A 23,239-nucleotide genomic window follows, 5' to 3' on the forward strand; every position below is an offset into this window, starting at 1 on the left:
ACAAGCTATTTATTGAGTGAAGGAGGTGCCCGCTTTTGGAATCGGAAAAACAATTAATGAGTTTAATCAATGCGGCCCGTGTCCTGACGTCCACGCTGGATCTGGACAAGGTGCTGCATCAACTCATGCGGGAAGTCGTACGGGTGATTGAAGGAGCGAATTCCGGCATTCTGTTCATTTATGATGAAAACAGGAATAAGCTTGTCGTAAAAAGCGGGATCGGCTTTGACCTGGAGTACCTGCAAAAAATAGCGCTCCATGTGCATGAAGGGATGACGGGTAAAACCTTTAGTACAAAAAAGGGGCAAATCTTCCGGCATATGAGGGATACAACGCGGGCGATGGAGAATATCCAAAGCGAGAATCAGAATCTGTTCAATAAAGCGGTCGGTGCCCATCAATATCCGGTGAGCACTATTTGTGCACCGCTTTTGTCCAAGGAAGGCTGTATTGGTGTGCTGACCATCGACAGTTTTTCTGAAGAGGTTTATTTCAATTCACGTGATCTTCTGCTTTTGGAAACCTTCGCGGCGCAGGCGACCATCGCGATTGAAAATGCCAGTCTGTTTGCTCATCAGGAGCGATCAGAACGCATTCACTCGGAAATGGCTGCAGCCTCCCTGTCCCATACAGGGATGAATGGAATCAACACGACTCTTTCGCGGCTCGTCCAAAAAGAAACCTGTGTGTATAATGAGCACCTTGAGATCGCGGCAAGTTCTTCAGATGAAGCAGAAAACAGCGGCAATGAACTCAGAGTCCATCTCGGAGAAGAGCTAAAAGATGTTATGTATAATCTTAACGGGATCTCCACCCGGTATGAAGCAGACGGGACTGCTTTTTATATGTTTCCTATACAAACGGATACCATCACCATCGGAATTCTCGTTGTATTTGCCATAGATCTGGACACACTTGATCAGCTTGCGATTGATTTGGGCTGCAGTTTATTTGCCCGTGAGATGATGGGGCAGGAGCGCATAAGAACCGATCTCTATAACTATGAAGGGTATCTTCTTGAACAGCTGTTCGATCAAAGAATAGATATGTTTTCTCTCCCCCAGCGAAGTCTTGTGGGCATTTCGGAAAAAAGCCGGTTTTTGTGCATTAATCTGCTGATTTCCAATGATTTTCTGCCTTTCCATGAACTTAACCGGAAAAGGCAGGTGTTCAATCGGCTGCTATACCGGGAAGTCAAAAATTTACACGATAAAGTTTTGATATTGGACCGAAACATGGAGTATGACTTGCTCGTTATCATCAATGACTCAAGAAATGAAGGTCAAATTCTGGAGGAGTTTATACGATTTTTCAAGAACTTTAACGAAAAAATTCAGGGGCTTATGACGTTTGTTTTTCATGTGGGGCTTGGAAGGGTCTTCGGGCAGATCTCGGAAATTCAAAGCTCTCACCGCGATGCCAAGCGTTGTGCCCAGTACATCCGCTCAACGAATAATGACGAAATCATTTTTTCCTATAAAGATCTAGGAATCTACCGTCTTTTTTTAAAACACGAAAGAGATGAATTGCAGGAATTCGTCACCGATATTATTGGGCCGCTCCTGTCTTATGATGAAAAACATGACTCCGAGCTGTTCAAAACCTTAAAAACGTATATTGAATGCAATCAGAATATGACGTCAACCGCGAAAGCTTCGTATGTTCATCTGAATACGATCAAATACAGGCTGCAGAATATCAGGGAACTGTTGGGAAAAGACAGCATGGAGGGCAAACGGATCTTTGAACTGCAGATGGCCATTTATATGAGAGAGTACTTGGCTTCTTCATAAATTGTCAACATTGGACAAAAAGGGACAATCCTTTTTGTCCTTTTTCTATATATTAATAATTGACTGACTATTCTATACTTTCTAATAACAAATCGAAGGAGTTTTCATATGGCTGTATTACAAAAAGATAAACTCAAAGAACGACTGTTGCAAAACTATTCGGATGAGCTGGATCATTCCGGGGTTTCAGGGGAAAGGATGGCAAGCCGTCTCTCTCTGTTATCAGAAATCGGAGTCACCGCGGACGGCGGATCCTGCAGAATTGGGTTTTCAACAGAAGAACGACAGGCGAAGGAGCTCGTAAAAAGCTGGATGCAGGAAGCTGGCCTGGTGGTCAGAGAGGACGAGGCAGGAAACATCATTGCCGTTTTTGCCGGCATCCATCCAAATGAGCCAGTGGTGCTGTCTGGTTCCCATCTGGACAGTGTTCCAAACGGCGGACATTTTGACGGGCCGTTGGGCGTCCTTTGTGCCTTGGAGGTAGCAGAGGCCTGGAAAGAAAGCGGGTACCAGCCGCATCGAACCTATGAAATGATCATCTTTTCGGATGAAGAGGGAGCAAGGTTCAACGGTGGCCTGACAGGCAGCCAAGCCTTTACGGGTGAGCTGGAAATGGAACAGCAGCTCAAGTTGAGAGACGGAGAAGGAAAGCCGTTTGAACAGGTGGTCAGGGAATACGGACTGGCGGCCAACCGTTTTTTAGATGCAAAAAGAGATATTACAGAGATCGCTGCTTTCATAGAGGTACATATTGAGCAAGGAAAGGTCCTGGAGAATAAAGATGTTCCAGTCGGTGTGGTAACAGGCATCGCTGGTCCAAAGTGGATCAAGTTTTCGTTTAAGGGGTCGGCAGACCATGCAGGCAACACACCCATGTACGACAGAAAGGATGCGCTTGTCGCTTCCAGTTGGTTTGTGTATGAGCTTTCAGGCATCCCGAAAGAGGTAAGTCCTACAGCGGTGGCAACAGCGGGGAAAGTGGAAGTTTTCCCGAACGGCATTAATGTGATTCCGGGCCAGGCAGACGTATATGTCGATATGCGGGATATCAGTGAAGAGTCGGTAGCGACTTTAAGTGAAAGGATTATTCAAAAGGCACATGAGGCAGCACAATTGCATGGCATTGCGGTTGAATACAATGAAACGCTTGATGTGGCTCCGGTCCCTATTCAAATGGAGATGCAGCATTTGCTCCTGCGGGCTGTGGAAGAGATGAAGCTGACGCCAGTGCTTCTCCCCAGTGGAGCGGCACATGACACCATGGTACTCGCAAGGTATGTTCCTGCGGCCATGCTGTTTGTCAGAAGCCAAGGAGGCATCAGTCACCATCCGGATGAGTGGACCACACTGGATGATTGTGTACAAGCGGTACATGTATTAAAAAAGGCAATTGAATCGTTAGTATCCAGATAGAAAATCAAGAAAAGTGGAGTGATCAGCATGGAAGTACAGACAAAATCAATGGATCTTTTGGTGGATGAAGTAAGAGAAAGCGTAGTGAATTGGAGAAGGCACTTGCACGAGCATCCCGAGCTTTCGTTTGAAGAAGTGAATACCTCGAATTTTGTGTACGATGTACTGAAGTCATTTGGCACTATTGAACTGTCGCGTCCGACAAAAACGAGCGTGGTTGGCAGAATTATCGGTTCGAGGCCAGGAAAAGTGCTGGCCATACGGGCGGACATGGACGCCCTTCCTATTCACGAAGAAGTAGAATCCGAGTTTTCTTCCGTTAATCCGGGAGTGATGCATGCCTGCGGACACGATGGACACACAGCCATGCTGCTTGGAGCAGCCTCTGTATTTTCTCAATTAAAAAATGAGATTCAAGGAGAGATTCGCTTTCTCTTTCAGCATGGGGAAGAATTATTCCCTGGAGGGGCAGAGGAAATGGTAGCAGCGGGAGTGATGGATGGTGTTGATACCGTGATTGGAGCGCATCTTTGGGCACCGCTGGAAATCGGCAAAATCGGAATTGTGTACGGAGCGATGATGGCTGCCCCGGATACCTTCACGATTACGGTTAAAGGAAAAGGTGGCCACGCTGCGCTGCCTCATCAGACCGTGGACAGCATTGCGGTTGCTTCTCAAGTCGTGACGAACCTCCAGCACATTGTTTCAAGAAATACGGATCCGCTTGATCAGCTCGTGCTTTCTGTCACAAAATTTATCGGAGGTACAACCCATAACGTGATCCCGGGCAGCGTTGATATCATGGGAACGGTCCGAAGCTTTGATGCCTCACTTCGGGAATCCGTGCCAGCTACCATGGAACGGGTGATCAAAGGCATAACAGAAGCTCACGGAGCAGGATACGAGTTTGGTTATGAGTTTGGATATCGTCCTGTCATCAACGATCAACAAGTGACAGCTGTTATGGAAGAAACGGTAAAAGAGCTTTATGGAGAGGAAGCCGTTGACCGTATGAAGCCGAATATGGGCGGAGAGGATTTCTCTGCGTTTCAACAAAAAGCAGCAGGCGCTTTTATTTATATCGGAGCAGGCAATGAGGAAAAAGAAGCGGTATATCCTCATCATCATGCGAAATTTTCCATTGACGAAGATGCACTGGAAAAAGGGGTGCGGATCTTTGCCCACGCAGCAGTTAAGCTGCTGAATTCATAAGAGAAGAAGGAGAGATTGTCATGAGTTTAATCAAATGGCTGGCGCTCATTCCGTTTATCGGGTTGCTCGGCGGTACATATTTTGCCAATAAAGTTACACCGTATATTTTTGGAATGCCTTTTTTACTTGGTTATTGCGTGATATGGGTAGTGATTACAACCGTTATCATGGTAATCATCTATAAGTTGGATCCAAGGAATAAGGAGGGGGATGTACAATGAATGCAGCATTGATTATAATCTTTGCCGTGATGATCATGTCGATTTTTCTCGGAATCCGGGCAAAGAAAGGAAAGGATATGGACCTGGAGCAATGGTCTGTCGGCGGCAGGGGATTTGGAACCATCTTTGTGTTCCTTTTGATGGCAGGTGAAATTTATACGACCTTCACGTTTTTGGGCGGAAGCGGATGGGCTTATGGAAAAGGCGGTCCAACCTATTATATTATCGGGTACGGGTGTCTGGCCTATATTATGTCCTATTTCCTTCTGCCGAAAATCTGGAAGTACGCCAAAGAGAATCGATTATTATCGCAATCTGACTTTTTTGTGAGCAAGTACAAGAGCCCTTATTTGGGTATACTCGTTTCACTTGTTGGTGTTGTAGCCATGATTCCTTATTTTGTTCTTCAATTGAAAGGGCTTGGCATCATCGTTTCAGAATCTTCCTACGGGACGATTTCACCTACAGTCGCGATCTGGATCGGCCTGGCGGTAGTGACCATTTATGTTATGGTTTCAGGAATTCACGGATCGGCCTGGACAGCCGTTGCCAAGGATATTCTCATTCTGGTCGTTGTGCTATTCTTGGGAATTTATCTGCCAATACACTATTATGGCGGCATTCAGCCAATGTTTGAGGCGGTAGAAGCGGCCAAGCCGGGATTCCTGGCACTTCCGGACAGCGGTATGAGTCCATCCTGGTTTGTGACAACTGTCCTTCTGACCGCGCTCGGATTTTACATGTGGCCGCATACCTTTGGCTCCATTTATTCAGCACAAAACGAAAAAGTGTTCAGAAAAAACGCGATTTTTATGCCGATTTACCAACTTGTACTGCTGTTTGTCTTCTTTGTTGGATTTGCAGCCATATTGCAGGTGAAAGGATTGACAGGGGCGGATGCAGACCTTGCTCTGCTCAGACTGTCCATTCAAACGTTCGATCCCTGGGTAATTGGTGTGATCGGAGCGGCGGGAATTTTAACCGCGCTTGTTCCTGGGTCCATGATCCTAATGGCCGCTTCTACCATTCTGGCCAAGAATGTGTACAAAGTGATAAAACCGGATCTTTCCGATGCGCAAGTTACACGTACAGCACGCTATCTTGTTCCGGTTGTTGCCCTTATCGCCGTTTTCTTTACCTTTAAAGGTGGCAACACGCTTGTTGCTCTTCTGTTGATGGGATACAGTCTTGTTACTCAGCTTTTCCCAACCCTTGTGTTCAGCTTGATGAAAAATAATTTTGTGACCAAAGCCGGTGCCTTTGCGGGTATTGGTACGGGTGTGGCAACAGTGACATATATCACCATCACGGGTAAAACAGTGGGTTCCATTTTTCCTTTTCTGCCACAGGCCATTCAGGACTTTAATGTAGGAATCATTGCCATGATCGTGAACTTGATTGTCTTGTTTGTCGTATCGGCAGTTACAAAATCCACTGCAGTGGTGAATACAAAAACAGAAAAAGCATTATAGGATGGAAGGAGAATGACGTAATTCCTCGGTCATTTGTTCGACAAGATCTGGACGGCCATGGAATTGGGCAGGCGTATTTTGAAAAAGCTGGATCTTCCAGGTGTTATCCTTTTTTACAGCAATAAGGGTTTGATGGGCGTTGAGCGCAGGATTCAACGCCTTCTCCCCGTGAGGGACCATACCTGCTATGGCACGTAAAAGGGCGCTGTTTTCGCTTAACAGTTTGATCGCCTTTACCTTGCAGGTAAACGGAGGAGTGGGGTGATCGTTGAATATCGGTGACAGGTGAGTGCGGATGTCTTCCCGGCCAATGATCTGGCTGCCGTCAAATCCAATCATTTCCCCGTCTTTTAAAAATTGTGCGGCCATTTCAACAGCATCTCGATTGTTCCAGGAACTAATCAGTGTTCGATAAAGCTTTATGATATCTTGCAGGTTTGAAGAATTCATGAATCTACCTCCTTCTTTTCTACCTCTAGCTTGCCCTTCCCTAAGGGGTATCGTCAAGAGCCTGCGTAAAAAAATGGACAGCCCATTTCTATTAAAAAGGGTGTCTGTACAAGATGATCCTGATAGAATCGCATAAGATGTGGTATAAGGGTCCTCCCTTATTATCCTTGTAAGAGGAGGTGAGGGAATGTCTATTAATCTTGTATCCATCGTTCTTGCATTACTCCTTTTGCTTGCGTTGTTAGTGGCTGTGCTCTTGGGAACTCCTGAACAGCAAGCAATTATCCGGGATGCATTAACAGCAATTCTTGGTGCTTAAATGTAACCATAGAATGATGGTTGTACCCCTTATATGAATCTTCGGAGACCTGTTCTCAGAAGATTTTTTGTTTTGATTTCTTTAATGCTTGTGATTGGAAAATCAACGGATAAAACGATAAAATAGGTTTCTACACGAAATGATGGTTATCGTTTTGTTTCCCCAATAACTCCTGATTCTGATGCGGTTTTTGATCGGAATCGTACGAAATAATACGAAAAGAATTTAAAGGAGTAAGGGAGCAAAACGTCAAACCTATCATGTGTAGTTGCCAATTAAAAAAATTTGGTGCAGGAGGGATCAGCATGAAACGCATTGTAACATACGAGCCCAATAAGCCCGACGCAACAGATATTGCAGATATTATTAGAGATGCAGCGGAATACACGAACGAGGATTCATACAGAACGGACTTGCTTTCAGTAAATCATATTAAAATCCTGCTGCATGTGATTGAACTGCTGCAAGAGGAGATGCAGGAGCAGGTTCATTACGCAGATCGGCATTTAAGAAAATGGAATGAACAATGGGAAGAAGGGGACCTTCGCTTCGTCCCTGAGGTGCTTACTATGCTCAATAGCCTGGTAGAAAATCCATCTCCGCTTTTGGAGCGGGTGGGCAGCTTGGCCTCCCATGAATAAAACGGTTAAAAGCAGCATTCTGTAATTCCGGAATGCTGCTTTATTATGCCGTAACATCCTCCGCCTGTTTTGCATAGGCTGTAAAGCAATAGCCCAATTCATATGGGGAACAGAAGGAGCGGATCGGCATGGCAGAGGAAAAGAACCAACCCACTCATCAGGAAGATGAGGCAATGGATGAAAGGAATGAAGCGCTCGACATAAACGGGATCATGAATCTTGCCGGAAGCGTATTGAATAATAAAAAAGACGACGAGGTGCTCGATCTCGGGGGCATGATGATGATGGCGGCAAACCTTCTCAAAGATGAGAATCTTCTCGGAAATCTTGGTTTTGCTCAACAAACCGAATTGTTGGGGGAAGATCAGCCGGACAGCGAAATGGAATGGCTTTCCCGGCAGCTGCATGATTTAAACCTTCAGAATGCGGAATTAAAGGGAGAGCTGGTGGCGATTAAAGAGCAAATTTCTGAAACAAAAGAAGCGATTTCCCGGTTGGTTGAAGCATCTCAAAAGAAACGCTGGTGGCAATTGGGATGAATCGTATGATTGAAAGAAGGAAGGCAAAATCTCAGGTCTTCCTTCTTTATTGTTTTTTAATCTCTTCATATTTTTGAAACCACTCAGGAAAAGCTTTGTTAAACGGCACAGGCCGGAAGTTTGTTCCATTTACTACAATATGAGTCGTTGTTCCGGTTGCACAAAGGTGTTCCCAGTCATCGTTTCTTTTTACAATTTCAAAACCATAGACTGTTTTTGATCGTTTGTTTTCTTCCACCCATGTTTTCACAAACACCTGATCACCAAAGCGAATTGGTTTTTTATAGGTAATTTCAAGGTTGTATACCGGAGCATAGTAGCCTTGTTTCTCCATCTCAAGATAATCAAAGCCGGCATCAGCGATTAGTGCGGATCGGCCTAGCTCCAAAAATTTAACATAGTTCCCATGGTAAATGACACCCATCATGTCGGTATCTGCATAAGTCAGTTGAATCGGTACAGTTGATATGTACATACTACAGTCTTTCCTTTCTCTGTGAGTAGACGTCTTCTTTATTGTACTTTCTTGACCAAAAAAGAGGGAGCAAATATACTTGTATAGGATTTTCTAACAGGTCTTTTGGCAGAGGAAGTCCATGTTGTGGCATTTAGCCACAGATAATCGTTGTGTTGTCAGTTATTATTAATATAATTCTAAAAAAATAGACGGTGAAATATATGCGGCATTGGTTAGGAAAACTAAGAAAAGATAAAGGACTCACACAGGCATATGTAGCGAGGGAGGCGTTTATTGACAGAAGCTACTATGCCCAAATAGAAAGCGGGAAACGAGATCCAAGTTATGAAGTATCGGCGAAAATCTCAAATGTGCTTGGATTCCATCCTGCCGTTTTTTATTCTGATAGTATAAGCGAGCCATTTAACAGTGCATTGGATAATTCTCCGGTAATTGTGTCTCAATGTGACCTGAATTTACGCTATACGTGGCTGTTTAACTCACATAGTGATTTCAGCAATGAAGAAGCGATCGGCAAACGTGATGATGAACTTGCAGTCAACAAGGGAACGGCAGATTTAATGGAATTAAAGCAACAGGTCATCTCAACAAAGCGATCAGCCAGAAAGATTATAACCTTTCCCTTATCAAATGGCCAAATCTCCTACGATGTTTATTGTAAGCCATTACTAGGGGAAGATGGAAGTGTAATCGGCGCTGCTACCATTTCAACAGAACTGAGCGGGTATTATACAGAGAAATAATCCTTTGAAGAACCTCTACAGGTTCTTTTTTTAAAATTTTTAACAAATCTGTTGTAAAACCGTTGTTTAAGGAAAAAATACCTACTGTGGCTAAACGCCACATCAATTTTTAAGGGTTTTATACATACGTTGAAGAAATATAAAGATAAGAAAAACAAGCAGACACCTATACTATTAAACCTTTATTAAGGCTAGATTTAAATATTACATGTTATTAACTAATTTTCTAGTAAAAAATATCTAATAGTGGCTAAAAGCCACGTCAAGTGTGTAGAGGTTTTGCGTAAGATAGAATTAATACAAGATTAGATGGTGAGCAAATGAGAAAATGGTTAGTGAATTTGCGGAAAGAAAAGAACATGACACAGGCACAGGTGGCCGCAGCGGCTTTTATTGACAGAGGGTATTATGCTCAGATCGAAACGATGAAACGACACCCGAGCCCCGAGGTTGCGCTTAAAATTTCCAAGGTACTGGGCTTCAATCCTGCAAATTTTTATTCCGAACACTTTAGTGAGCCCTTTAATATCACATTGGAAGATTCACCGGTAACAGTGGCTCAGTGCGATCTGGATTTACGGTATACGTGGATTTTTAATCCGCCGCCTGATTTTGCGCCATTTTCTGCAATTGGAAAACGTGACGATGAATTGGGTTACCATCCCGGCTCCATGGAATTTATGGAATTAAAACGACAGGTGATCCAAACAAAGGCTCCTTTGAGAAAGACCATTCCCTATTCGTTATCAGACGGGCTTCATACGTATGATATATTCGGTAAGCCTTTGTTTGATTCAAAAGGGAACATTGTAGGGGCAGCCATGATTTGTACCGATCTGACCCAAATCTTAAAAGATAATGACAGAGATAGGGGAGAGGCAAATGAGAAGGTTGAAAATTGATGAAGTGGCTCAGTTGACAGGTCTTACAAAACGAACCATCCGTTATTATGAAGAGATTGGCCTGTTTCGGACACCTGAGCGAAGCCATGGGAAAATACGGCTGTATACCGAAGATGATGTGAAACATATCAAACGGGTAATGGATGCAAAAGAAATCCTCGGTTTTTCCCTTCAGGAACTTCAGCAGTTTTTATCTTTAAAGGAGCGGGTCACTTCTCATAAATTTCATTATCAGAAGGCTTCAGAACAGGAGGATAAAGAACAGGATCTGGCTGAAATGGCTGCAGGCCTGACAGAGCAAGCATCCATGCTGGAAGAGAAAATGAAAAAAATGCTTGCTTTTCATCAAGAACTGACGGAGCTTATTCAGAAAGTTGACAGATTGTCAACCATGTCAAACACGATGTGATCCGTAAATATTTTCATAGCGACCCGATCGCCAGGAAACCAGTTGATCAGCTCCAAAGAGAAGTCTTTTCCATAAAGTAATAACGATTAAAGCGCAAACCTCGTATGGTTTGTGCTTTTTTAATATTATTTCATTCCCGAGATGGTGTAGCCCCCGATAATGTGCTTTTGGAACAGCATGAAAATGATAACGATAGGAACGACCATAAACGTTGAACCTGCCATCTGAAGGGCGAAGTTTCCGCCATACTGTCCTTTGAGCAAGGAGAGCCCGACAGACAGGGTATACAGGTTTTCGTCGTTGGCAATGATCAATGGCCATAAAAAGCTGTTCCAGCCAGCAATGAAGGTAAGAATGCCCTGAACCGCCAAAATCGGTTTGGAAATCGGAATAATGATTTGAAGAAACCGCCTGAATCCACTTGCTCCATCAAGCCTCGCTGCTTCGAGAAGCTCATCAGGGATGGTCGCCATGAACTGGCGGAACAAGAAGATGTTGATTTAAGCGGAAGACAAAAGAGCGGTATTAGGATTAACGGAAAGGAAGCGGGGGCAGAAGTCCTTTCCAACCGTTACCGAACAGGTGGTTTTAGAATCAGTCTTGACGAATTCAATGCGGCTTGCGATTCAGCCAAAGAAATCAATATTATTGAGATCAGAAAATAAGGGGCATCAGTGCCCTTCAATGACAAAAATGAACATAGGTGTGAGAACATTGTATAATAGAGATAACGTTTTCACGACAGATTGGAGTGTGCCCGGGTGGTCAGTATTAAAGATATTGCGAAACAAGCCGGCGTTTCGATTTCCACGGTTTCGTATGCGTTAAATGGAAGCCGGAAAGTAACACAAGAAACTACAGCGAAAATTTTAGCCATTGCAAAAGAATTGAATTATATCCCCAATGCAGCGGCACGGACACTGAAGAAACGGGAAACCAAGATTGCCGGGGTATATTTAACCAATTACAGCGGTGCCTTTTATGGTGAACTTCAGCAGGGCATGCTCGATCAGCTTGCTCATCATCGATATGAATTGATTGTTTGCAGCGGAAAGGAATCTCACCGGTTTCTCCCGGAAGGTATGATCGACGGGGCTATTATTCTCGACGCCCATTTTTCCAACGAGGAATTGCTCAGTTACGCAGACCGTGGACATAAACTTGTTGTACTTGACCGCGAGCTGCAGCATGAAAATATCACCCAGGTGCTGTTGGATAACAAAACAGGAGCAAAACTTGTAGTTGATCATGCGGCGGAGCTTGGCCATAGGAAGCTCTATATCGTGACAGGTCCGACCGGTTCCTTTGATTCCAGTCAGCGTCTCCAGCAGGCTTTGCTGACGGCTGAAAAGAACGGGATAGAGTGTTCGGTCATTCAGGGGGACTTTAACAAAGCTTCTGGAGAACAAGCGGGTAGAAAAATTATCGAAGAGTATTCCGGACCGGTCGCGGCATTTTGCCTGAATGACGAGATGGCCATCGGCATGTACAATGCCTTATCAGGCACAGCCTATAAAGTTGGAAAACATGTTCATATTATCGGCTTTGATAACATTGAAGTTGCGCAATATACTCATCCACGCCTCACCACAATTGATTATTCCAAACGTGAATGGGGAGCAGCAGGGGCTGAACAGCTCATCAAACTGATTAAAAAGGAATCATCTTCACATAAAAAAGTGGGGGTCACCTTGTCCGAGGGTGAATCCCTCTGCCGGCTTTAATGGGAAAAGGAAGGTACAGGGAGTACCTTCCTTTTCTGATTTAAAATTGATTGGGAAACTGTTTGACGATTCCTTCAGTAAAGGTACGAGGTCCTGATCTTTCAGTCCGGCAAGGGCGCTGACAATATAGCTTCTTGTCCAGATGGTATGGTCAATCCACAGCTTACGCAAATCCCCATGCAGTTTGACGTGTTTTGGACTAAGACATTCCTGCTGGGCGCGCTCAGGGGCTTTGGCATGGGCTTGGATAGGTGAGAGGATTAATAGAGCAGCAAGCAAAGGAACTAACGTGTGAATGAAGGGTTTTTTCATGATTATACCTCCTTTAGTGTGTATTAAATTTAATTTGGGCAATTTTTCCTGTTTTTATGAATGATTATTGAAATTTTGACTATAATTGGATACTATGTAAGTAATTCAATTCGGAAGGGTGAATAAAGGGTGATGAACAACTAATCTTATTCTTTAAAAAATTCGTATCAGTCATTACGTTAATTTTTTTCTGGATAGGATTCAGTTTGGCCTTTTATTGGTTGCCCAAAAGGAAACATACGATGAACCCGTGTGTACTCTGCCTTTTTGCGACATAAGAGCCTCCTGTCCAGAAAAACGGATCAGGAGGTTTTTTTATGAACGAAAATACAGTCCAAGAAAAAGCGGGCATGGGTGCCCTGTTTCAAAACAGGGTGGTGCGCACCATTCTTCTCTCAGTGTTCTTTCTTCAGATTGGAATTTGGGTAAGGAACTATTCCATCCTGTTATATGTTATTGAAAAGACAAATGAAAACCCGGTTGCCGTTTCTCTGATCTCGGTTGCTGAGTTTGCCCCGATCTTTCTCTTTTCGTTTATCGGGGGAACATTTGCCGACCGGTGGAAGCCAAAACGGACGATGGTATGGTGTGACCTGTTAAGCGCCATTTCTGTTTTTGTGGTTTTATTGACGCTGCTGTTCGGCAGCTGGAAGGTCATTTTCTTTGCGACACTTGTTTCATCGATCCTTTCGCAGTTTTCCCAGCCATCCGGCATGAAGCTGTTTAAGATTCACGTGCCTTCTGAGCTGGTCCAAATGGGCATGTCGATGTACCAGACCATTTTTGCGTTGTTTATGATTCTAGGTCCTATCGTGGGAACCTTCGTTTACCAGCATTTTGGCATCATGACAGCCATTGGGGTAATGGGCGTGGCCTTCTTATTATCCGCTGCCGTTCTTCTCATGCTTCCCGCCGATCGGACAGAAAAAGAAAGCGGGGTAAAAACAACATTGGTGCAGGAGATGAAAGACGGGTTTCGGTATGTGTTGAAAAGCCGGCCGCTGACTCTCCTTGGCGGATGTTTCGCGGCAGCTGGCTTAGCGATCGGCCTTACACAGCCGCTCGGTGTCTTTATTATTACTGAACGCCTTGGTCTTCCAAAGGAAGAACTTCAATGGCTGATGGCGGCTTTTGGCATCGGTATGATTCTGGGCGGGGGAATCACCATGGCCCTTTCCAAAAAAATGCTGCCGCAGGTATTGCTGGCTATCGGGTTGGCTGCAAGTGCGATTGGGTTTATCGGGATGGGGTGGTCCACATTTTTTTGGCTTACGCTGTTCGCCCAGTTCTTTTCAGGATTGTTCATGCCGTGCATCCATATTGGAATCAACACCATGATTCTGCAGAATACGGAAGAAGCTTTTATCGGGCGTGTTAACGGCATACTGAATCCGCTGTTTATGGGAGCGATGGTCATTACCATGTCAGCCGCCGGCTGGATGAAAACGCATTTGTCCATTGTCCTGATTTATCAGCTGGGTGCGCTTCTTCTGTTTGTGGGAGTGGTTACTTTACTTCCGATTATGAAAAAGCGTATCATTCAGCAGGAAATCAAGGGAGAACTATAGAAAAATGGAACGCCTGGACCTTTGTCCGGGCGTTTTTACAATTGCAGACTGTAAGATAAGGGGTGTGCACGATGAAGCACGATCAGTTATATAAAGTTTGGATCTGGTTGTTCGTTTCCACGATTATCATTGGAGTGCTTACGGTATGGATCGATACGTCTTGGATTAAAAAAGGATTATGGGGGGTTCTCGTTCTTTTCAGTCTGGCAGCGAGCATCGCGATAATTCCCAAATCGGATAATCGTGAAAAAAAGCAGTCTAAGGTGATTGATATAAAAGAAATTCAAAAAAAAAGAAAAGTAAACAAGGAGCTCGAATGATGCTGGAGAAACTACAAACCTTTGCACAAAAAGAAGAAGAGATTAAGGCGTTAATCCTGAACGGCTCCCGGGTGGATGAAAAGATAAAACATGATATTTTCCAGGATTATGATGTGATCTGTCTAACGACGAACGTAGCTTTATATCGCGAAAACCGGCAATGGATCAAGCAGTTTGGGGAAATTATGATTATGCAGACACCCGATGATATGGGAATAAGCAGATCAGACGAAAAGACAGGAAAGTTCACGTTTCTGCTTCAGTTTGCGAATGGCCAGCGTCTTGATATTACTTTTTTCCCGATGGACAACATACATAGCATGCAGCATGAAAGTTTAAGCAGGGTTATCCTTGATAAAGAGGGTCTGCTGGGTGAATTGCCGCCATCAAGCAATAAGGATTACATTACTCTGCCTCCTTCGGAAAAAGAATTTAATGATTGCTGCAACGAATTTTGGTGGGTGAGCATCTATATTGCGAAAGGGTTATGGCGAAAAGAGCTGCCGTACGCCAAAGCCATGTTCGACGGCCCGGTTCGGGATATGCTGATTCTAATGTTTCGCTGGCACATTGGCCAAAAGCATAATTTTACGGTGGATTCAGGAAAGTCCGGCAAGTACTTTGAAAACTATCTGGAAAAAGAAATATGGAATCAATTTGTGAAAACTTATCCGGATGGCGATTATGAGAATATATGGGATGCCCTCTTTGTAATGGGGAGCCTGTTTCGAAAGCTTGCCCGGCCCCTGGCTGATGAGCTTGGCTTTTCCTATAATGGGGAAGAAGATACCAGGGTGACAGCTCATTTAGAGCATGTCAGGAGACTCCCTTCAAATGCCAATTATATGTATCCGGACAAATAATTTAAACATTCTGAACAAATGTGGTAGAACAAGAGTAAGAGGTGATAGCATGCAATATAAAAAACTCGGTAAAACAGGGCTGGATGTGTCGTCCATTTGTTTGGGAACTATGGCGTTTGGACGCTGGATTGACGAAGAAGCGTCCCGCAGCATCCTTTATCAGGCGATGGAAGAAGGGATTAATTTTATTGATACTGCCAACTACTATGGCAAGGGGCAGGACACAGAAGTACCCTATGGGACGGGTGAATCGGAAGAAATCATCGGCCGGGCATTAAAGGGAAGAAGAGATGCAGTTATACTGGCTACCAAGGTCGGTATCCGCATGGGTCATGGGAAGAATGAATCAGGCCTTTCCAGATCCCATATCCTGAAGGAGATTGACCGATCCCTTCAACGCCTTCAGACTGATTATATCGATTTGTATCAGGTTCATTTGTTCGATCAAAACACACCGCTTGAAGAAACTTTGCGAGCGCTTGATGATGTTGTACGGAGCGGAAAAGTGCGCTACATCGGCTGCTCCAACTATGCCGCCTGGCAGATCATGAAAGCCCACGGAATCAGTGAAAAAATGAATCTCGAAAAATATGTTTCCGTTCAGCCGCAGTATAACTTGCTGTCAAGGGAGATCGAACAGGAGCTGCTTCCGTTTTGCGAGTCTGAAGGAGTAGGGGTTATGGTATACAGCCCCATGGCCAGAGGAATGCTTTCAGGCAAATATAAAAGTAAGGACGATGCCCCTGCTGAAAGCCGTGCGGCCAAGGGAGAACGCCTCATCCAAAACTATTTCACGGACCGGAATTTTGGCCTGGTCAGCAAATACCTTGAATTGGCCGAGAGGAATGAGGTCAGTCTGTCACAATTTGCTCTGTCCTGGGTATTAAATCAGCCGGCAGTTACATCCGCCATTGTTGGTGCCAGCAAGCCATACCATGTCACAGATGCAGTGAAAATCAGTGACTGGAAGTGGTCCGATGAACTAGTAAACGAAGTAGAGAATATTAACTAGTTCAAGAGGAACATATAGAATGAAATTTAAAACATTCCCGAAATAGAAACCAGGCGGCTATACATGTCGAAAGATGACAGTGGAGGATGCGCCTGCCGTTCTAAGTATTTATTCCGATCCGCTGGTGGTAAGAGATATGGGAGAAGGGCCTCTCAAAACTATCGATGAAGCAGAAGAAATGATTACCTTCATGAATGATTTGTTTGATGAAAATGCCGCCTTCCGCTGGGGAATTGTTCGTAGGGAAGATGATACTCTCATCGGTTCCTGCGGCTACAATGGCTGGGAAACCGTACGGGGCTTCCAGGGGAGAGATCGCTTATGACCTTGGCCGGAAGTACTGGCGGCAAGGATACATGAGCGAGACACTTGAAAAAATGATAGAGTTCGGCTTTTGTACAATGGAACTTTACCGAGTGGAAGCTTTTACGAATGTAGATGCACTGCCATCCATGAATCTTCTTGAAAAGGCAGGGTTCGCTCAGGACGGCATCCTTCGCGGCTATGCATCGTTTCATGGTCAATTTTATGATCAGCGGGTCTATTCGCTGCTTAAACCTGATTGGGAGAAAAGAAAATAGAAAGGACGAACGGCCCACTAGTTAATTCGTAGTGGGTCGTTTTATATGCCTGGATTATTATTGTTGTTATTTTTTGAGGTGTATTCTACCACATCTTTTTAGCTCTTGTTTGGTATAAACTGCAGATCATATTTCACTTTAAATAAACGATTCGATTTTGGCGTTTCAAGTGGAGTGGCGTCCACGTAAAGTTATAAGCTCCTTTAGGGACAGAAAACTCCAGAGGATTTGCGCCTACACTTGAGACGATAATCCCTTCTTCCACTGTTGAAAAGGGGAGAGAAAATGTACGCGTTGAGCCAGATGGTTTTTCATAGAGGGAAGGGGAGGATTCATTAATTTCACATTTGTAATCGGCGAGGGCTTCAAATGAGATCACGCCATCTTTTTCAATATAGCCGTGCTGAATATCGGCATCTGTCCAGTCTAAGAAGGGTTTTCAGTTCCTTTGTTGTATACAACTAATTGGGAATACGAAACGGTAAGTTCATTCACCATTTGCATGTGTGCCTCCTTAACGTCATCCAGGATTATTGTTTTATTACCTTATTGAACAATAAACAAAACCTTTGTGCCGTCAGGATAGTTTTCCACTTGATTGCCTACCCAGGCTCCTGCTCCGCGGTTATCAAAAGGAGAGATGAAGCGGATGTCTGCTCCGTATCTGCCTTCTTCACACATGGCCATTGGCCATAGTATCTTGTTTGGACAATGGTGCTTCCGACAATGACCCAGTATACGTAAATGTTAATTTTTAAAAGGAGGAGAAATGATGAAAGTCCGCTTACTTACTGCGTCAGATGCAGAAGAATATTGGAAATTAAGGCTCGAGGCGCTCATGTTTTCACCGGAGGCCTTTGCCTCCAGCTATGAAGATGCTGTGAAAAGGAAGAATGCGATTGAGCAGGTTAAGGAAAATTTTAAGGCGGAAGGAAGTTATACCTTTGGAGCATTCACAGATGATGTCATGATTGGCATGGTTACACTGGTTCAGGAGAGTTACAAAAAGATGAGCCACAAAGCGAATATCTTTGCCATGTATGTGACTTCGCGCAGCCGGGGGCAGGGGACTGGTAAAGCCTTAATGCATGCTGCGATCTCCAAAGCAAATGAAATAGAAGGCGTTGAGAAGCTGAATCTTACCGTTGTATCAAGCAATGACAAGGCAAAAAAACTGTATGAGCGATTAGGATTTACTGCTTATGGAACGGAAACAAGAGCCTTGCAGGTAGATGGCGTTTTCTATAATGAAGATCATATGGAATTGTTTGTCTAAAATGAAAAGGAGGCATCCGGAGTTAGCGGGATGCCTCTTTTTTCTGTATGGTGGTGAGTGTTTCTTTATTTCTCTTTTTTTTCGAAGACAGGTATACTCCTGCAAAAATGATAAGCAATCCTACGATCAGGTTTGGTGTGACAGGCTCCTTGAGGAGAACATAGCCCCAGATCATGGCACTTGCCGGAATCAAGTACGTGACCGTGGCGGCGAACTCCGGGCTGCCGTTTTTATTCAAATAAAAATAAATGAGCTGTCCGAGTCCGGAACCGAGACAACCGAGACCCAGAACCGCGAGCATAGGTTTAAGCTCAAGCAGTTGTCCAATATGCACCGGTTCTGTCAGCAAGACACCGACAAGGCCGGTAGCCGCTCCTGTAAGCAGCGTGAAAAATGTAATCGTGACCACCCCTACACCAGACAAATACCGCTTTGTGAGCTGCCCGGATAAACCGTAGCAAATGGCAGCAAGCACCATGGTGCCGATTCCGACAAATTGGGCGCCGAACAGATGGCCGATTTGAAAATCCATAAGAACCAATATGCCAAAAAAGCCAATAAGGATACCTATCCACTGCTGTTTGTTCAATCGGTAGGAAAAAAGGAAAAAACCAAGCAATCCGGTCCAAATGGGAGTGGTGGCATTTAAGATGGAGGCGGTATTGGACTGTATAACGGTCTCACTCAGGGAGATCAGCCCCCATGCCAGTCCGCAGTTGAAAAATCCTGTGATCAATAGCCATTTAATCGGAAGTTTTTTAGTAGAATCGGTTGTTTTTCTTAATACTAAGGGTAAAAGAATAATGGCACCAGCCAAGGTGCGAATAAAAACGACTCCCCATATGCCAGCTGGTTCCAGCAGCCATTTCATAAAAACAAAGGAGAGTCCCCAGATCAGGCTTAAACCGACCAGAGCTCCATACAAACGAATCATGTTCTTCCTTCTCTCTTTTAGGTATTAACTTATATATCCTAATGGAAAAAATTAAAAAAGGAAAGGCCCCTGGTCTTTTTTACAAGGAACCCTGTGGTGGTGTAAAATGAGAGGATTCTAGTACGTGGAGGAGGGACTTTTAGTGGTACGACCTTTAATCCTCGAAAAGACAACTCATCGCCTCCTTATCCGGCCCTATTTTGTTCATGATTATTCCAATTGGTGTGCTTCGTATGAAAGCTGTGGTAAAGCCCGCAACCGTTTCGATGAAGGTAATATGGATATGTCTGATTTTACTCATTCATGGTTCGATCAGATGGTGAAAAAACACCAACTTGCAATGGAACATGATAATGCCTATATTTTGGGTGTGTTCAAAAAAAGCGATGAAAGCCACATTGGTGTGTTGGATATATCCACATTGTTACGGGACGGATTTCAGTGGGGCAGAATAGGTTATACCATTCTAAATCCATACTGGGGGAATGGTTATGGCCAGGAAGCGGTAAAGGGTGTGCTGAATTTGGCGTTCTCGCAGCTCGGATTCCACCGGATTGAAGCACATATTCATCCGGACAATGTTCCCTCCATCCAATTGGCAACAGCTGTCGGAATGAATTATGAGTGTGTGAGGAAGGGATTTACACTGGATAACGGCAAATGGACTGATCACCTTATTTACTACAAAAATGATACCTAAGGGAGGCCGAAGCCCTACCTTTCCTGATCAGGTAAAAAAATCCATAGAGCAAACGGGTAGGCAAACGTTATCTTTTTTTGGTAAGATGAACAAAGTGAAATTTTAAAGTGCTACTTTTTTCATGGGAATGAGGTAGTGTGAAACCGACCTTTCATATGAAAGGGGTTTCTAAGAAAGGTGGAAAGAAGTTGGACGCTTATTTGCTTATTATTACTTTAGCAGCCATTGCCCTTGTTATTGTCGGGGTTTCTGTTTTTAAGTGGCATGCGTTTATCAGTTTAACGGTCGCCAGTTTATTCCTGGCCCTTACAGCCGGTCTGTCACTTGACAAGATTGTAAGCGCGTACGAAACCGGGGTAGGAGGAGTCCTTGGACACCTTGTTGGAATTCTGGCGCTCGGAACGATTCTTGGGAAGATGATGGCTGAGTCAGGCGCCGGTATGCAGGTCGCCGATTTTTTTGTCCGTAAATTCGGTGTGAAAAAATTGCCTTGGGCCATGCTATTCTCCGGATTTGTTATCGGAATCCCCGTTTTCTTTGAAGTAGGGATCTTGATTGTATTGCCGCTCGTGATTTCGATTCAAAAGACCACAAAACAAAACATTCTTCTGATTGCGCTTCCTGTGATCGCAGGTTTGTCCATTGTTCACGGATTGGTTCCTCCACATCCGGGTGCACTTACTGCAATCAGCATTTATAAAGCAAACCTTGGTCATGTTTTAATTTACTCTCTGATTATCGCCATTCCGGCAGCCATTATCGCAGGCCCGCTTTTTGCGAAATGGGTGCACAAACGTGTGGTTCCTCAAGGGGAGCCGGAATTGATTCGTTTCAATACAAACTATAAGAAACTTCCGAGCACTGGGATTTCGTTTTTTATCATTTTGCTGCCCGTTATCCTTATGGTTCTTGCTGCAGTGGCTCCTTACATGTCCATGCCAAAGGGATTTGAGAAATTTTTAGCATTTATTGGAAGTCCGGTAATTGCCCTCTTGATCTCTGTTTTTGCGGCATTCTACTTCCTGGGCATCCGTCAGGGAATGGATAAAAGTATGCTGAGAAAGTTTTCGGAAGACAGCTTGCTTCCTGTAGGTTCCATTATTTTGATCATTGGGGCCGGCGGCGGATTTAAACAGGTTCTCATCGACAGCGGTGTCGGCGATACGATCGGCCAAATGTCGGAGAACTTGTCACTTTCCCCGCTTGTTTTGGCTTTCCTGATTGCGGGTCTTATCCGGATTGCAACCGGATCAGCGACCGTTGCGCTGACCACGGCCGCCGGAATTGTATCACCAATTATCGAGCATATGTCCGGGGTTAACCTTGAGCTGCTAGTTATTGCAACCGGAGCAGGTTCCTTGATGTTCTCCCACGTCAATGATGCCGGTTTTTGGATGGTTAAGGAGTATCTTGGATTGACCGTTAATGAAACGTTCAAAACGTGGACAGTCCTTGAGACCCTGCTTTCTTTTGTCGCCTTTGCGGGCGCGCTGATTCTCAATGCGTTTATTTAACTGACAGTAACAAGCCGCCAAAGATTAAGGCGGCTTGTTTTGTTTTTCGCACGTAAACGGAAAAGGATGAAAAAAACTAATGGCGCAAACCTCAGGATTTGTTATAATGTTCATCATATTATATTGCAAAGTGAGTGATAGAAATGGATGCGAAGGAACGGGAATTGCTGCAGCTCATTGAAAAAAACGGCCGCCTTGAAAATTCAACCATTGCAAGACTAATGGGGATTTCTGAAGATGAAACGAAACAAATGATAGAAAAGCTTGAGAAAGAAAAAGTGATTCTTGGATATTCTGCCATCATTAATTGGACAAAGGGCACCGATGAGGGTGCGGTAACAGCCATGATCGATGTTAAAGTAACGCCAAAGCGGGGAGTAGGATTCGATAAAGTAGCGGAGAGAATCTATCGTTTTCCAGAAGTGAAAGCGGTCTATCTCATGTCCGGCGTTTATGATTTGTCGGTATCCATTGAAGGAAAAACGATGGCAGAGGTTGGACGGTTTGTCTCTGAGAAATTGTCTACTCTGGATTCTGTTCTTTCGACAACAACTCATTTCATTTTGAAAAAGTACAAGCATGATGGTCTTGTGTTCAGCGAAAATGAAGAAGATAAACGAATTGTGGTGTCGCCATGATTACCGAACAGCGATCTAAGTATTTGTCTGATTCTGTTGAATCCATACAGCCTTCGGGGATCCGCCGTTTTTTCGATCTGGCTTCTTCCATGGAAAATGTCATTTCACTTGGTGTGGGTGAACCGGATTTTGTGACACCATGGAACGTAATTGAAGCGAGTTACCATTCATTGGAGCAGGGGTATACCGCATATACAGCCAATGCCGGGTTGCTTGAACTGCGAAAAGAAATCACCCGGTACATGAGGCGGCGCTTTGGGGTGACTTACAATGCGGAAAATGAGATGGTCGTCACGGTAGGGGCTTCACAGGCGATTGATATTGCACTGCGTGCAGTGGTCAATCCTGGCGAAGAAGTGATTGTTGTGGAACCGAGCTTTGTTTCCTATGCTCCGACCGTAACGCTGGCTGGAGGGGTGCCTGTGCCGGTACACACATACAGCAAAAACGATTTCAAGCTTCAGCCGGAACATATCGAGGAGGCTGTGACTGAAAAGACAAAGGCCATCCTGTTATGCAGCCCGAACAATCCAACCGGTACCGTGCTGTCCAAGACAGATTTGCAAAAGATTGCGCAAGTGGTGGAAAAGCATGACCTGCTCGTTATTTCTGATGAAATTTATGCGGAGCTGACATATGACGAACCGTATACGAGTTTTCCTTCTGTAGGAAACATGCGGGAAAGAACTATCTTGATCTCCGGATTTTCAAAAGCATTCGCCATGACCGGCTGGCGGTTGGGCTTTGCCTGCGGACCAAAGGACATCCTGCAGGCCATGCTCAAAATTCATCAGTATACGATGATGTGCGCACCAACGATGGCCCAGCATGCTGCACTGGAAGCATTAGTCAACGGACAAAAAGATGTCATCAGGATGAAGGAAAGCTACCGCCAGCGAAGAAGTCTCGTAACCCATGCCCTCGAAGAGATGGGGCTCTCATGCCATATACCGGGCGGTGCCTTTTATGTATTTCCTTCTATTAAGAGTACAGGGCTCTCCTCAGAAGAATTTGCGGAACAGCTGTTACTGAAAGAACAGGTCGCCGTCGTTCCAGGAAGTGTGTTTGGTGAAAGTGGAGAAGGGCATATCCGATGTTCTTACGCCACATCCATCGCCAAGCTCGAGGAAGCAATGAAACGGATTAAGCGGTTTATTGAAAACAGGGAATAAGGGTACAGAAAAGCACCGATCCAAGAAGGATTC

27 protein-coding genes and 3 pseudogenes are annotated in these 23,239 nt (G+C 44.5%); 23 read left to right on the plus strand and 7 right to left on the minus strand.

Going from position 1 to position 23,239, the window contains the following annotated elements:
* Positions 1-35: 35 nt before the first annotated feature.
* From AS030_RS03375 to AS030_RS03395, 5 genes are all read left to right on the plus strand, one after another.
* A complete protein-coding gene (locus tag AS030_RS03375; RefSeq protein ID WP_061968394.1) occupies positions 36-1,793 on the plus strand; it encodes a helix-turn-helix domain-containing protein in 1,758 nt (585 codons plus the stop codon).
* Positions 1,794-1,901: 108 nt separating this feature from the next.
* Positions 1,902-3,206, plus strand: coding sequence for a Zn-dependent hydrolase (locus AS030_RS03380; protein WP_061968396.1), 1,305 nt, complete (start codon positions 1,902-1,904; stop codon positions 3,204-3,206).
* Positions 3,207-3,233: 27 nt separating this feature from the next.
* Positions 3,234-4,418 (plus strand): amidohydrolase, encoded by a 1,185-nt coding sequence (locus AS030_RS03385; RefSeq protein WP_061968399.1) that lies wholly within the window; start codon positions 3,234-3,236, stop codon positions 4,416-4,418.
* Between the two features lie 20 nt (positions 4,419-4,438).
* On the plus strand, positions 4,439-4,639 hold the full coding sequence (locus tag AS030_RS03390; RefSeq protein ID WP_061968401.1) for a DUF3311 domain-containing protein: 201 nt from the start codon (positions 4,439-4,441) through the stop codon (positions 4,637-4,639).
* On the plus strand, positions 4,636-6,111 hold the full coding sequence (locus AS030_RS03395; protein ID WP_061968403.1) for a sodium:solute symporter family protein: 1,476 nt from the start codon (positions 4,636-4,638) through the stop codon (positions 6,109-6,111). Before AS030_RS03390 ends, AS030_RS03395 begins: the two co-directional genes overlap by 4 nt.
* On the opposite strand, the gene AS030_RS03400 is transcribed toward AS030_RS03395, so the two are convergent.
* The gene (locus AS030_RS03400; RefSeq protein ID WP_061968405.1) at positions 6,106-6,561 is read right to left on the minus strand and encodes an SgcJ/EcaC family oxidoreductase; all 456 of its coding nucleotides are present in this window, start codon (positions 6,559-6,561) and stop codon (positions 6,106-6,108) included. The genes AS030_RS03395 and AS030_RS03400 overlap by 6 nt on opposite strands.
* Before the next feature lie 187 nt (positions 6,562-6,748).
* Here AS030_RS03400 and AS030_RS24510 point away from each other — a divergent pair, with 187 nt between their 5' ends.
* The 3 genes from AS030_RS24510 to AS030_RS03410 all read left to right on the plus strand — a co-directional run bounded on the left by AS030_RS24510 (position 6,749) and on the right by AS030_RS03410 (position 8,060).
* Positions 6,749-6,880 carry a hypothetical protein gene (locus AS030_RS24510; protein WP_276203837.1) on the plus strand — a complete coding sequence of 44 codons (132 nt, stop codon included), beginning with the start codon at positions 6,749-6,751 and terminating at the stop codon, positions 6,878-6,880.
* Between the two features lie 305 nt (positions 6,881-7,185).
* Entirely contained in the window at positions 7,186-7,521 is a 336-nt protein-coding gene (locus AS030_RS03405) for a hypothetical protein (RefSeq protein ID WP_061968408.1), read from the plus strand.
* 128 nt (positions 7,522-7,649) lie between these two features.
* The gene (locus AS030_RS03410; protein ID WP_061968411.1) at positions 7,650-8,060 is read left to right on the plus strand and encodes a hypothetical protein; all 411 of its coding nucleotides are present in this window, start codon (positions 7,650-7,652) and stop codon (positions 8,058-8,060) included.
* Positions 8,061-8,106: 46 nt separating this feature from the next.
* On the opposite strand, the gene AS030_RS03415 is transcribed toward AS030_RS03410, so the two are convergent.
* Positions 8,107-8,535, minus strand: a complete 429-nt coding sequence (locus AS030_RS03415; RefSeq protein WP_061968413.1) for an acyl-CoA thioesterase — start codon at positions 8,533-8,535, stop codon at positions 8,107-8,109.
* A gap of 203 nt (positions 8,536-8,738) precedes the next feature.
* Here AS030_RS03415 and AS030_RS03420 point away from each other — a divergent pair, with 203 nt between their 5' ends.
* The 3 genes from AS030_RS03420 (at position 8,739) to AS030_RS03430 (ending at position 10,592) form a co-directional block, all read left to right on the plus strand.
* Positions 8,739-9,281 carry a helix-turn-helix domain-containing protein gene (locus AS030_RS03420; protein WP_061968415.1) on the plus strand — a complete coding sequence of 181 codons (543 nt, stop codon included), beginning with the start codon at positions 8,739-8,741 and terminating at the stop codon, positions 9,279-9,281.
* A gap of 320 nt (positions 9,282-9,601) precedes the next feature.
* Positions 9,602-10,183, plus strand: a complete 582-nt coding sequence (locus AS030_RS03425; RefSeq protein ID WP_061968417.1) for a helix-turn-helix domain-containing protein — start codon at positions 9,602-9,604, stop codon at positions 10,181-10,183.
* Entirely contained in the window at positions 10,164-10,592 is a 429-nt protein-coding gene (locus tag AS030_RS03430) for a MerR family transcriptional regulator (RefSeq protein WP_061968420.1), read from the plus strand. The genes AS030_RS03425 and AS030_RS03430 overlap by 20 nt, the downstream gene beginning before the upstream one ends.
* Positions 10,593-10,717: 125 nt before the next feature.
* On the opposite strand, the pseudogene AS030_RS03435 reads toward AS030_RS03430, so the two are convergent.
* Positions 10,718-11,086, minus strand: a pseudogene (locus tag AS030_RS03435) (carbohydrate ABC transporter permease); the annotation flags it as partial.
* A 267-nt stretch (positions 11,087-11,353) separates the two neighbouring features.
* Here AS030_RS03435 and AS030_RS03440 point away from each other — a divergent pair.
* On the plus strand, positions 11,354-12,316 hold the full coding sequence (locus tag AS030_RS03440) for a LacI family DNA-binding transcriptional regulator (RefSeq protein ID WP_061968422.1): 963 nt from the start codon (positions 11,354-11,356) through the stop codon (positions 12,314-12,316).
* Here the strand turns inward: AS030_RS03440 and AS030_RS24120 are convergent.
* Complete coding sequence (locus AS030_RS24120; protein ID WP_061968425.1) at positions 12,260-12,628, minus strand: hypothetical protein; 369 nt, start codon at positions 12,626-12,628, stop codon at positions 12,260-12,262. The genes AS030_RS03440 and AS030_RS24120 overlap by 57 nt on opposite strands.
* 317 nt (positions 12,629-12,945) lie before the next feature.
* On the opposite strand from AS030_RS24120, the gene AS030_RS03450 reads away from it, so the two are divergent.
* The 6 genes from AS030_RS03450 to AS030_RS24900 all read left to right on the plus strand — a co-directional run bounded on the left by AS030_RS03450 (position 12,946) and on the right by AS030_RS24900 (position 16,972).
* Positions 12,946-14,196, plus strand: a complete 1,251-nt coding sequence (locus AS030_RS03450; RefSeq protein ID WP_061968427.1) for an MFS transporter — start codon at positions 12,946-12,948, stop codon at positions 14,194-14,196.
* Between the two features lie 71 nt (positions 14,197-14,267).
* Positions 14,268-14,516, plus strand: coding sequence for a hypothetical protein (locus AS030_RS03455; protein WP_061968430.1), 249 nt, complete (start codon positions 14,268-14,270; stop codon positions 14,514-14,516).
* Complete coding sequence (locus AS030_RS03460) at positions 14,513-15,379, plus strand: aminoglycoside 6-adenylyltransferase (protein ID WP_074440451.1); 867 nt, start codon at positions 14,513-14,515, stop codon at positions 15,377-15,379. The genes AS030_RS03455 and AS030_RS03460 overlap by 4 nt, the downstream gene beginning before the upstream one ends.
* A 49-nt stretch (positions 15,380-15,428) precedes the next feature.
* Complete coding sequence (locus tag AS030_RS03465) at positions 15,429-16,391, plus strand: aldo/keto reductase (RefSeq protein ID WP_061968434.1); 963 nt, start codon at positions 15,429-15,431, stop codon at positions 16,389-16,391.
* A 73-nt stretch (positions 16,392-16,464) separates the two neighbouring features.
* Positions 16,465-16,716: a GNAT family N-acetyltransferase gene (locus AS030_RS24895; protein ID WP_478210299.1), complete on the plus strand. Its 252-nt coding sequence runs from the start codon at positions 16,465-16,467 to the stop codon at positions 16,714-16,716.
* The gene (locus AS030_RS24900; RefSeq protein ID WP_338082299.1) at positions 16,670-16,972 is read left to right on the plus strand and encodes a GNAT family N-acetyltransferase; all 303 of its coding nucleotides are present in this window, start codon (positions 16,670-16,672) and stop codon (positions 16,970-16,972) included. The genes AS030_RS24895 and AS030_RS24900 overlap by 47 nt, the downstream gene beginning before the upstream one ends.
* A 133-nt stretch (positions 16,973-17,105) precedes the next feature.
* Here AS030_RS24900 and comJ read toward each other — a convergent pair.
* Both comJ and AS030_RS03475 read right to left on the minus strand, forming a co-directional pair.
* Positions 17,106-17,396 (minus strand): annotated as a pseudogene (comJ, locus tag AS030_RS24770) (competence protein ComJ); the annotation flags it as partial.
* A gap of 122 nt (positions 17,397-17,518) precedes the next feature.
* Positions 17,519-17,665: pseudogene (locus AS030_RS03475) on the minus strand (NucA/NucB deoxyribonuclease domain-containing protein); the annotation flags it as partial.
* A 76-nt stretch (positions 17,666-17,741) separates the two neighbouring features.
* On the opposite strand from AS030_RS03475, the gene AS030_RS03480 reads away from it, so the two are divergent.
* Positions 17,742-18,248 (plus strand): GNAT family N-acetyltransferase, encoded by a 507-nt coding sequence (locus AS030_RS03480; protein WP_240482197.1) that lies wholly within the window; start codon positions 17,742-17,744, stop codon positions 18,246-18,248.
* Between the two features lie 22 nt (positions 18,249-18,270).
* On the opposite strand, the gene AS030_RS03485 is transcribed toward AS030_RS03480, so the two are convergent.
* Positions 18,271-19,182: a DMT family transporter gene (locus tag AS030_RS03485; protein ID WP_061968439.1), complete on the minus strand. Its 912-nt coding sequence runs from the start codon at positions 19,180-19,182 to the stop codon at positions 18,271-18,273.
* Between the two features lie 142 nt (positions 19,183-19,324).
* Here AS030_RS03485 and AS030_RS03490 point away from each other — a divergent pair, with 142 nt between their 5' ends.
* The 4 genes from AS030_RS03490 (at position 19,325) to AS030_RS03505 (ending at position 23,206) form a co-directional block, all read left to right on the plus strand.
* Positions 19,325-19,882 carry a GNAT family N-acetyltransferase gene (locus AS030_RS03490; RefSeq protein WP_240482198.1) on the plus strand — a complete coding sequence of 186 codons (558 nt, stop codon included), beginning with the start codon at positions 19,325-19,327 and terminating at the stop codon, positions 19,880-19,882.
* A gap of 188 nt (positions 19,883-20,070) precedes the next feature.
* Complete coding sequence (locus tag AS030_RS03495) at positions 20,071-21,396, plus strand: GntP family permease (protein ID WP_061971497.1); 1,326 nt, start codon at positions 20,071-20,073, stop codon at positions 21,394-21,396.
* 143 nt (positions 21,397-21,539) lie between these two features.
* On the plus strand, positions 21,540-22,034 hold the full coding sequence (locus AS030_RS03500; RefSeq protein ID WP_061968441.1) for an Lrp/AsnC family transcriptional regulator: 495 nt from the start codon (positions 21,540-21,542) through the stop codon (positions 22,032-22,034).
* The gene (locus AS030_RS03505; RefSeq protein WP_061968442.1) at positions 22,031-23,206 is read left to right on the plus strand and encodes an aminotransferase; all 1,176 of its coding nucleotides are present in this window, start codon (positions 22,031-22,033) and stop codon (positions 23,204-23,206) included. The genes AS030_RS03500 and AS030_RS03505 overlap by 4 nt, the downstream gene beginning before the upstream one ends.
* The last annotated feature ends 33 nt before the right edge of the window (positions 23,207-23,239 follow it).

The organism is Fictibacillus enclensis, from assembly GCF_001457035.1.
Taxonomy (GTDB): Bacteria; Bacillota; Bacilli; order Bacillales; family Fictibacillaceae; genus Fictibacillus_C; species Fictibacillus_C enclensis.

Excerpts from the sequence above, each read along its gene's own strand:
- AS030_RS03400 (WP_061968405.1), bottom strand. The coding sequence starts at position 6,561 with ATGAATTCTTCAAACCTGCAAGATATCATAAAGCTTTATCGAACACTG.
- AS030_RS03485 (WP_061968439.1), bottom strand. The coding sequence starts at position 19,182 with ATGATTCGTTTGTATGGAGCTCTGGTCGGTTTAAGCCTGATCTGGGGA.
- AS030_RS03405 (WP_061968408.1), top strand. The coding sequence starts at position 7,186 with ATGAAACGCATTGTAACATACGAGCCCAATAAGCCCGACGCAACAGAT.
- AS030_RS03480 (WP_240482197.1), top strand. The coding sequence starts at position 17,742 with ATGATGAAAGTCCGCTTACTTACTGCGTCAGATGCAGAAGAATATTGG.
- AS030_RS03450 (WP_061968427.1), top strand. The coding sequence starts at position 12,946 with ATGAACGAAAATACAGTCCAAGAAAAAGCGGGCATGGGTGCCCTGTTT.
- AS030_RS03395 (WP_061968403.1), top strand. The coding sequence starts at position 4,636 with ATGAATGCAGCATTGATTATAATCTTTGCCGTGATGATCATGTCGATT.
- AS030_RS03455 (WP_061968430.1), top strand. The coding sequence starts at position 14,268 with ATGAAGCACGATCAGTTATATAAAGTTTGGATCTGGTTGTTCGTTTCC.
- AS030_RS03505 (WP_061968442.1), top strand. The coding sequence starts at position 22,031 with ATGATTACCGAACAGCGATCTAAGTATTTGTCTGATTCTGTTGAATCC.
- AS030_RS03385 (WP_061968399.1), top strand. The coding sequence starts at position 3,234 with ATGGAAGTACAGACAAAATCAATGGATCTTTTGGTGGATGAAGTAAGA.
- AS030_RS03380 (WP_061968396.1), top strand. The coding sequence starts at position 1,902 with ATGGCTGTATTACAAAAAGATAAACTCAAAGAACGACTGTTGCAAAAC.
- AS030_RS24900 (WP_338082299.1), top strand. The coding sequence starts at position 16,670 with ATGGCTGGGAAACCGTACGGGGCTTCCAGGGGAGAGATCGCTTATGAC.
- AS030_RS03390 (WP_061968401.1), top strand. The coding sequence starts at position 4,439 with ATGAGTTTAATCAAATGGCTGGCGCTCATTCCGTTTATCGGGTTGCTC.
- AS030_RS03465 (WP_061968434.1), top strand. The coding sequence starts at position 15,429 with ATGCAATATAAAAAACTCGGTAAAACAGGGCTGGATGTGTCGTCCATT.
- AS030_RS24895 (WP_478210299.1), top strand. The coding sequence starts at position 16,465 with ATGACAGTGGAGGATGCGCCTGCCGTTCTAAGTATTTATTCCGATCCG.
- AS030_RS03500 (WP_061968441.1), top strand. The coding sequence starts at position 21,540 with ATGGATGCGAAGGAACGGGAATTGCTGCAGCTCATTGAAAAAAACGGC.
- AS030_RS24120 (WP_061968425.1), bottom strand. The coding sequence starts at position 12,628 with ATGAAAAAACCCTTCATTCACACGTTAGTTCCTTTGCTTGCTGCTCTA.
- AS030_RS03410 (WP_061968411.1), top strand. The coding sequence starts at position 7,650 with ATGGCAGAGGAAAAGAACCAACCCACTCATCAGGAAGATGAGGCAATG.
- AS030_RS03420 (WP_061968415.1), top strand. The coding sequence starts at position 8,739 with ATGCGGCATTGGTTAGGAAAACTAAGAAAAGATAAAGGACTCACACAG.
- AS030_RS03430 (WP_061968420.1), top strand. The coding sequence starts at position 10,164 with ATGAGAAGGTTGAAAATTGATGAAGTGGCTCAGTTGACAGGTCTTACA.
- AS030_RS03425 (WP_061968417.1), top strand. The coding sequence starts at position 9,602 with ATGAGAAAATGGTTAGTGAATTTGCGGAAAGAAAAGAACATGACACAG.
- AS030_RS03460 (WP_074440451.1), top strand. The coding sequence starts at position 14,513 with ATGATGCTGGAGAAACTACAAACCTTTGCACAAAAAGAAGAAGAGATT.
- AS030_RS03415 (WP_061968413.1), bottom strand. The coding sequence starts at position 8,535 with ATGTACATATCAACTGTACCGATTCAACTGACTTATGCAGATACCGAC.
- AS030_RS24510 (WP_276203837.1), top strand. The coding sequence starts at position 6,749 with ATGTCTATTAATCTTGTATCCATCGTTCTTGCATTACTCCTTTTGCTT.